At 57.0% G+C, this 8,333-nt stretch carries 7 protein-coding genes; 2 read left to right on the forward strand and 5 right to left on the reverse strand.

Features of this window, described 5'->3' with window-relative positions; genetic code table 11:
• Window positions 1-892 precede the first annotated feature (892 nt).
• Window positions 893-4,198 carry a M10 family metallopeptidase C-terminal domain-containing protein gene (locus tag Q1A75_RS11415; protein ID WP_299550622.1) on the forward strand — a complete coding sequence of 1,102 codons (3,306 nt, stop codon included), beginning with the start codon at window positions 893-895 and terminating at the stop codon, window positions 4,196-4,198.
• A 103-nt stretch (window positions 4,199-4,301) separates the two neighbouring features.
• Entirely contained in the window at window positions 4,302-4,700 is a 399-nt protein-coding gene (locus Q1A75_RS11420) for a hypothetical protein (protein WP_299550620.1), read from the forward strand.
• A gap of 72 nt (window positions 4,701-4,772) precedes the next feature.
• Here the strand turns inward: Q1A75_RS11420 and Q1A75_RS11425 are convergent, their stop codons facing one another.
• Genes Q1A75_RS11425 through Q1A75_RS11445 form a run of 5 tightly spaced genes read right to left on the reverse strand, consistent with a single transcriptional unit; the run spans window position 4,773 to window position 7,623 of the window.
• The gene (locus Q1A75_RS11425; RefSeq protein ID WP_299550618.1) at window positions 4,773-5,774 is read right to left on the reverse strand and encodes a TonB family protein; all 1,002 of its coding nucleotides are present in this window, start codon (window positions 5,772-5,774) and stop codon (window positions 4,773-4,775) included.
• Window positions 5,771-6,157, reverse strand: a complete 387-nt coding sequence (locus Q1A75_RS11430) for a biopolymer transporter ExbD (protein WP_299550617.1) — start codon at window positions 6,155-6,157, stop codon at window positions 5,771-5,773. Before Q1A75_RS11430 ends, Q1A75_RS11425 begins: the two co-directional genes overlap by 4 nt.
• The gene (locus Q1A75_RS11435; RefSeq protein WP_299550615.1) at window positions 6,157-6,510 is read right to left on the reverse strand and encodes a biopolymer transporter ExbD; all 354 of its coding nucleotides are present in this window, start codon (window positions 6,508-6,510) and stop codon (window positions 6,157-6,159) included. The genes Q1A75_RS11430 and Q1A75_RS11435 overlap by 1 nt, the downstream gene beginning before the upstream one ends.
• A 28-nt stretch (window positions 6,511-6,538) precedes the next feature.
• Window positions 6,539-7,192, reverse strand: a complete 654-nt coding sequence (locus Q1A75_RS11440; RefSeq protein WP_299550613.1) for a MotA/TolQ/ExbB proton channel family protein — start codon at window positions 7,190-7,192, stop codon at window positions 6,539-6,541.
• Complete coding sequence (locus Q1A75_RS11445; RefSeq protein ID WP_299550611.1) at window positions 7,192-7,623, reverse strand: hypothetical protein; 432 nt, start codon at window positions 7,621-7,623, stop codon at window positions 7,192-7,194. Before Q1A75_RS11445 ends, Q1A75_RS11440 begins: the two co-directional genes overlap by 1 nt.
• Between the last annotated feature and the right edge of the window lie 710 nt (window positions 7,624-8,333).

Raw genomic sequence — 8,333 nt, forward strand, 5'->3', positions numbered from 1 at the left:
CCAACGGGGCGCATCAATCATTGTGTACGCTGGGATTTGACACAACCGGTTTATCCGCTGCCCGTCGGGACCGCCAGGCGGCAGCCAAAGGCGCTTGCGTGCTTCGCAATGCCTCAAGTTCTGACCTTGAATGTGGGGAGTGCAGCGCGGCGCATGTCCCCTGGTGACCGAGCCAAATTTCGCCGATCAGCCGACGATCCAGATTTCCAGTTGAATTCACTACCTAAATCTCCAAGAAAACTAGCATAGGTAGAATACAACGACTCTAAAACATCACATCGTCATTGATGAAGATGTTCGTTTTTCAACAGCTTTTTTTCTTCGAACTCAGCACACGCAAAGCCAGATGACACTTGGCTTTGTCAAACCTGAACAGCCGTAACAGCCTACGGTTGTCCGATAGGGAGTATCTACAGATGCCATATCCAAGCCAAACGAATGACCAATGGTGGATTAACGATCAGACGCCGGACAATCCCTTTGAGAAAGGCGAAGACTGTGAGGCATTCGCCGACTACGCCGGAGTACTGGACCGTAGTCCGATGTCAGAGATGGCATCGAGGAACACGTCCAAGAGCTGAACAATCATCCCGACGATCAAGTATCCGAACGTAACTCATTCTGTCCGGCGGCTTGAATCTACAACTCCCGCATCGCTAAAAAAGGTGGTCTGAACATGTGCATGATTTGTGAACTGGGGTATGGCCCCAAGACAGTGGCTTCTTTTGAAAAGATAGGATTTCAAAAGACTGGATTTCAAGCCAACTTAGAAGGAGTCGCAGCTGTTGAAGAGTCGCAGCCTCGTCCGGCTGCTCTCGAAGAAGATTCCCAGGATTCTAACACTTCGAGCAATGCGCAATCCGATACCGACAATGCGAGCGACCCGTGGTGGGTGAACGACCAGACGCCGGACGCCACTTATGGAAAGAGTGACGATTACGAAGCCTACCTCGACTATCTCGGAGCGTTGGACCGTAGCTTGACGCCCGAGATCGCCTCGGAGCCACTCAGGATTAATGTTCAAGAGCTGAACAACCATCCCGACTATAAAGCATCCGTAATCGGCGCCCTTGAAATGTGGGCTTCTGTCTCCCCTTTTCGGTTCGAAATCGTCGACGACACACCATACGATGAAGACACGGACTGGATGCAGATTGTTAGCCCTGAATTGGGCGAGCAAAGCGATGGCAGCGCCTTTTCCAGCGACCGTTACATCAGCGTTGGTCAGCGTTTCCATGACACTGAGCCTAACCTGACTGATGTAGGCGGCTACGTGTTCGATAGCTACATTCACGAATTAGGTCACGAGTTCGGGCTGAACCATCCCGGCCTTTATAACTACAGTGGTCCCGGTGGCGTGCAGATCAACTATCTAAACAATGCGACCTGGATCTATGACCGTCAGCAATACAGCGTCATGTCATACTTCGACGGGATTGATGTCGGCGAAGATACCCGCTGGTCGGCGTCAACGCCGCTTATGGCAGATATCGAAGCGGTCATCCGCAGCTATTTCTCCACTGTCGACGACGACGGCGTGCGCACCTATCAGACGATCAACCTCAATACAGACGACGATACCTACGGCTTCAACAGTTCGAAGTATGGTTACGAGCTGGCCTCTTCCGGCATGCTCAAGGATATCGGTTTTGTCATCCATGATACGGGGGGCACGGATACTGTTGATTTTTCCGGGTCCACCGCGGGCACGATCCTTGATTTGCGCGCCGGACAGTTCTCCAGCGTAAATGGCCACAATAACAACGTATCTATCTTTGACGGACATAACGCAGATCAGACTGAGTACTATATCGAGAACGGTATCGGCAGCAGCCATGACGACGTTCTGATCGGCAATGACGGCGACAACGTTCTGGATGGCCGTGGTGGTGCTGACCGGATGGCAGGGAAAGGTGGCGACGACACTTACTTTGTTGATTCTGCGGATGACATCGTGCGCGAAGAGGTAGATGGCGGCAACGATACGGTCATCGTGATGTCCCGCGACCTCGACGTAGGTGACATCGCCAATGTCGAAAACATCATCTATGTCGATGGCTCCACCGTCGAGCCGGCGGAGAATGAAGGCGAGACAACACCGAGTTCTGGCGACAACACGTTGACCAGCATCATGATCGGGGACGAGACGGATGAAACCATCGATGGAGGCGCAGGGGACAATACGATCTTTGGTCTGGGTGGCGATGACATCCTCATCGGTGGCCGGGATTCTCTTGCCAGCCGCGACATCAACAACACGATTGATGTTGCTGACCTAGAGGATCAGACAGAGAGCGACGACGGCAATGACGCGCTTTACGGAGGCGACGGCGACGACACCATCTTTGGCGGTCAGGGTGACGATCTTCTGGATGGCGGTGGCGGCGACGATATGATGAGCGGGCAGGCCGGCATCGATGTGTTCAGGGGCGGTGATGGCGATGACACCGTCGACTATAGTCAGGAAAGCCCGTTCCAGCTGCTGGTCAATCTTGAAACGAACGTTGCCAGCGGTGGTACCGCGTCCGGCGACACTTTCTTTGACATCGAGAATCTGATCGGGTCCGATGACCGTATCGACCGATTTATCGGGACATCGGCAGCCAATCATTTCTGGGGTCAGGGCGGAGGTGACGTTTTCAACGGTCGCGACGGCAATGATACCTTGGACGGCGGCAACGACGGCGACATCCTGTACGGAGAAGGTGGCGACGACATGATTATCGGTGGTGCCGGTCAGGACTATCTTGATGGCGGCGAAGGTATCGATACGGTCGTCTACAGGGGCAGCTCAAGTGGCGTAACGGTGGATCTTGTCAACGGCACGGCCACGGGCGGAGATGCGGATGGGCCCGTGCAAATCGTGGGTCGCGGTACAACAATCAAGCACGACATCCTCGTCGGCTTCGAAAATGTGCAAGGCTCATTTCACGATGACTGGCTGATTGGCGATGATCAGATGAACGATCTCTCCGCCGGCGCAGGAGATGACACGCTGACGGGTGGGAGCGGCGACGATCTGCTGGATGGCGGCGCTGGCAGTGATACGGCGGACTACTCCGATGCGACCAGCGGGGTCAGGCTCAATCTGCGTCGCGACAAATCCGAAGGTGACACCTATGTCTCAATCGAAAACCTCTCCGGCTCAGGCTTGAATGATCGACTGCAAGGCAATGAAGCCTCCAATGTCCTGACTGGGCAGGGGGGCGATGACACGCTGGGTGGTGGCGATGGTGATGACATCGTGCTGGGCGATTTCGCTTATCAGGGTGATACGCCGCCAACACCGGGAATGGGGACTGGCTATGCCACGCTTGGACCGAATGCGACGAACAATTCGCTCGCGACGGCATTCGATGTTTCGGACAACTTCTCTCTGGCCGAAGACCCCAACATATTCGACTCGACAACTGTCCTTCACACGACGGTCGACGCGACCGGAAACGGCCAAGGGGGCTACTACAAGATCGAGCTGGTGGCTGGTACAGTAATTTCAATCGACATTGATGGCATAGCTGACCCAGACGTCCATGACAGCTGGGTTCGGCTCCTGGATAGCAATGGCCAAATCATCGCCGAGAATGATGATGGCGGCGGCGACCCCGGCTCGACCACCAGTCGCGATTCGAGTACGGTTTTCACGATTGAAGAAACCGGCACTTACTACATCCTGGAAGGCAGCTGGTCAGAGGATGTGCCGGGCGACGGCTGGGCAGAAGCCGTGCCAGAGGGTTCGACATATACGCTCAACGTCTCCGTGGACTTCCCGCCTGCGCCTGCAGAACCAGGCGAGGCTGGTGCTGATGTGCTACGCGGAGGCCGAGGCAGCGACCTGCTGGATGGTGGGCTGGAGGCCGACACACTCATTGGCGGAATGGGAGAGGATTCTTTCCGTTTTTCGACAGAACTTGGGGACGGCAACATTGACCAGATCAGGGATTTCGACGTCAATGAGGATCTGATCCTTCTGGACAACCTCATCTTCCAGAATTTGGGCGATGATGGTGCACTCTCATTCGGTGCATTTCACAGCAGTGCGATGGGTGTTGCCCGTGATAGCGATGACCGCATCATCTACAACACCGACAATGGCACGTTGTCTTATGATGCCGATGGCTCTGGTGAAGGTGATGCAATCCAGTTTGCCCAACTGCGTAAAAATCTGGACCTGTCGGCAGACGATTTCATTGTCGTCTGACGTTCTCCACGGGAGGGGCGCCTTCAATGTGCTTCTCCCGGTTCCAGCCACTCTTCCGTGCGATTGAACTGCATGTGAGAATAACGATTAGGGAAATGTCGCAATGCAACCCCGGATCAATCGCCGCTCCTTTCTTTTAGTGCTCGGATCAACAGTGGCCATGGTTCCCGGAGCAGTGTGGTCTCAATCAGGAAATATGCACGGAGCACTTATATTCAGAGGTGGCAAGGTTATCCCGGAAGGCAAAATTGAGGTCTATCTCGAGGATCCGTCCATTCAGGATAAAGAGATACTCAGCAAGGTGAAAACGCGCGTCAAAAGCGACGGCAGATCACGGAAGATCGCGTTTTCCCTGGCTTTGCCTGCAAGCTCGATCGTTTCGCCAACCCTACAGATTGTTGCGCGTCTGGAACGCGAAGACGGCTGGTTGCTCGCGCGCGGCAGTGCGCAGGTCGAAGCGGACTTGCCAGTATCCATCACACTGAACACCGCGATGTATTGAACCGGACAGCACCGCGCTGATCAGGAAACCAAGGTTCGCCCAGGCCGGTCACTCTTGCAGTGGCGACTGACTTTATCGTCCCTTAATCTGAATGCTGAACGAACGCTGTGCTCCCGCTGGTGGGGCTGGAAACGGCGCTGCCCGCTGGATCACCTGCATCGCGGCGCGGTCCAGATCGTTCGACCCCGAACCGCGCGCAACAGACACTGCGCTCAACCCACCGTTCGATGCGATACGAAAGCTGATAGTTGCCACCCCACGATCACCGACACGCGGGTGGCGCGCGCGTTGCAGCTGGCGCATCACTTTGCCCGGATAATTCGATGCCGCCGCGTTGCCAGTCTGCGTGGATCCGACCGTTCCGGTGGCCTGCCGTGCAGTAATGGCCGCCGTCCCGTCTGCCTCACCTGCCCGCGTGTTGGTCTTTGCCTGATCGCCCCGAGGTGTCGGGGCATCAGGGGTCCGGCTTGCTGTGCGTGTGGTTAGCTGCGGCGCTGGCGGTGGATCATCCGGTTTGTTTCGCACCTCAAAGGCGCGGCTGCGGACTTTGGGACGTAGCGATTGGGTCAGGTCGACCTGGTCGGGCTCTTTTGCTGTCAGGGTTTCGGGCTGCGTCCGCGGTGTGGATACAGACGGACGCGCGCGAAGTGTCGCTTGTGGCACCCGCTCTGTATTCGTCAAAGCCAGCAACGCGCTAGCTTTCGTCTGGTCTTTGGTTATCTGGCCGGGCGTCACCTTCGGTGGAGACGGTTGCTGCGTGTTGCTGTGGTTCTCCGTCTCGACGGCCTGCGTTTCCTCCGGCGGGGCGGTCTCGGCCGTGCGATCGTCGGGCTTTATCGGTTCGGATGTTTCCTCGATTTTCACGGGTTCCGTGACATCGGTGGTTTCGACCCCGGTCAGCGTGCCCTGCGCAAGATCGGCAAAGGAGTTGCCAAGGGACGCTTCGGTCGCACCTGCCTGCCCACCCTCCATCTCGACGGGTTGGATCAGGTCCAGACGCATCAACCCGCCCGCATGCAGGACGACGGCCACCAGCAAGGCAAATATCGCCGCAGGACGCGATACAACAGTCATTCAAGCCCTCGTTCGGTCACAATGATCACTGTGCCAGCTCCCGCACGGCGCAAGTCGCGGCCCAAGGCCACCAGCTGAATAGCGGGCAGGTCGCGGTCCGGCACAATCCGCACTTCGGCCCGCACCTCAGTATCCAGCTCTGCAACATAAGTTGCGGCGTCCGGTTGATCTGCACCCCGGTAACTCAGGGTCCCGTCCGCGTGGATCACCAGCGCGTCCGGCGGCGGCCTCCCCTCAAGATCACCGGTGCTGACCAATGCCAGATCCTTGTCCAAAGGTGGTGACAAGGTGCCTGCGACCATGAAAAACACAAGCATCAGAAAAACGATGTTGATCAGGGCAATGGTCGGCTCTCGCCTGGATCTTGGGCCGCGCGCCCGCATCACGCATTCCCCAGCACGGATACACGCAACCCGGGCACCGTGCGCAAGATGACCAACAGGTCGGTCAACCGCTGAGATGTCACCCCGTCGCGCAAGCTCACGATCACAGGCCGGGTCTCGGCCTCGGGTATGCTGTCGCGCAATGACGCTTCAAGCGAGTCGATCTCAACGGACTCACCGTTCAGCGCAAGCATCTCTTCTCCGACCTGCAAAAACAGGGGCGGCATGCTATCAGGGGCCGCCGCCTGCCCTGCTCCACCGGCAGCCAACTCGACCTCGGCAAACTTTGAAAAGGTCGATGTGAGCATGAAGAACAGAAGAAGTAGAAAGATCACGTCGATCAGCGATGTCATTGACAACCGCCGCCGCGCGTGCCGAACCCTAGGCATGGGCGGGCACCGATTCAGGGTCTGTCGCAGGCGTTTCGCTCACGTTGTCCGGGGACAATGCAGTCAGAACGAAGGTGTCGGCCACAACCCGTTCCGCGTCCATCCTACCTTCGAACCACGCCAGTAACAGCGCGGTGGGCATCGCCACGATCAGCCCCACGGCAGTGGTCAAAAGCGCCACCCAGATCCCCCCGGCCAGGATCGACGGATCCACCTGCGCACCGGCGGCCTGCAAGGACTGAAAGGCCGCGATCATGCCTAGAACAGTGCCAAAGAGGCCCAAGAGAGGCGCCAGTTGTGCCACGGAATCCAGGTACCGAAACCCACGCTCCAGCTGCGTGAACCGTTCTTCAGCCATGGCCAGCAATCGGTCCCTTTCACGACCGTCGAATGCTGCCGCGACCACGGGGGCCAGATAGCTTTTTGACTGCTCAAGCGCTGTCCGCGCACCCGCTCGATCTCCCGCATCCCACGCGGTCACAGCTGTGCGCAACGCCGTGTGCTGCCCAACATGCGCAACCGAAAACTGCCACAGCTTGTACAGAACCACGGCCAATGTCACGATCGACACGACAATCAACACCATGACAACGGGACCGCCCAATTCGAACACGGCCACCATCTGCGCTATCGCCATATCCAGCATCAACCCAGTACCTCGATCTTGACCCGGCTTGACGGCCGCAAACTGTCGCCACAGACGCCTTGCGCCAGACCGTCAGCCGCACAGGTATGCAGGCCGTTGAACAATACCCGACCTAATCCATCACAGGTCAATTCGGGCACCGCAAACTGTCGCACGCGGGGGCTACCCATCGGTAACGCGCCAAAGTCGAACAGGGTCAACCGGTTTACGTGACCTGCCGCATCAAACAGCACTGTCTCATAGACAAGTTGTTCAATATCAACAGCATGACCGTTGGTAACTAGAAAGGTGAGGGTACAGTTCCCCTCCCCTTCCGACACTGTATTTAGCTCGATAGCAACCTTGCCGGTCGCATCGGTCTCTTGCGCGGCGACCGCAGGTGCGGCCAGCATCAGTATCAATGCAAACAGGCGAGCAGATATTGTCCCCATGTCATGCTCCTTAATTAGTAAGGGGGCTGACCTGGCAAGTGGCTGGGGACCCGATTTGCATCCTTAGAAAACACGTAAAGCCACGGACCGCAATACCTGATTAAAGCACTCAGTCAATCGTGCGCTATGGGGCGTGTCGGGATGATGGCGAAGTGTCAAATGAAGGCGTCACCTTGCTGCTTCGGTGAGCGTGAAATCGCACGCATGCGGCGCCCGCCACTTACGCGCTAATTGTTTAATCCCAAGGTTTGATGGTGTGATCCTTTCTCATGAATGGAAGGGAGCACCATGGACAGGTTCGTCACGGGAGCGCCACGTACCGCTGCCCGACAGGGTTATGCGAAGCATGATCCCGAGAGGGGACGCACACTGTCCAGGCAGCAATACAATGATCGCAGAGCTGAGCCGAGAGCTCGGGATCAATCCCGCGTTTTCTCGGAGAGTTGCCGCAACATTATCAGTAGCATGCCGCGCATTCTTACTAGTAATGCGCGGAAGAACTTTTGGTTCCGCCATAACCGGCCCCGAGGGCGCTTACGATCAAAACGCAGTTCGCGCCAAAATCTGGTAGCCGTGTCTTGGCCCCCTAGGCTCAGGACCCATTGATTTCCGCTGCGGGGCGTGTTTCACGGTTGCAAAAAGCGGTGAACATGTCTGATCTTTTCTGGCTGACAGATGCGCAGATGGCGCGTCTTGAGCCCTTCTTTCCA

This window comes from uncultured Tateyamaria sp. (assembly GCF_947504105.1).
GTDB lineage: Bacteria > Pseudomonadota > Alphaproteobacteria > Rhodobacterales > Rhodobacteraceae > Tateyamaria.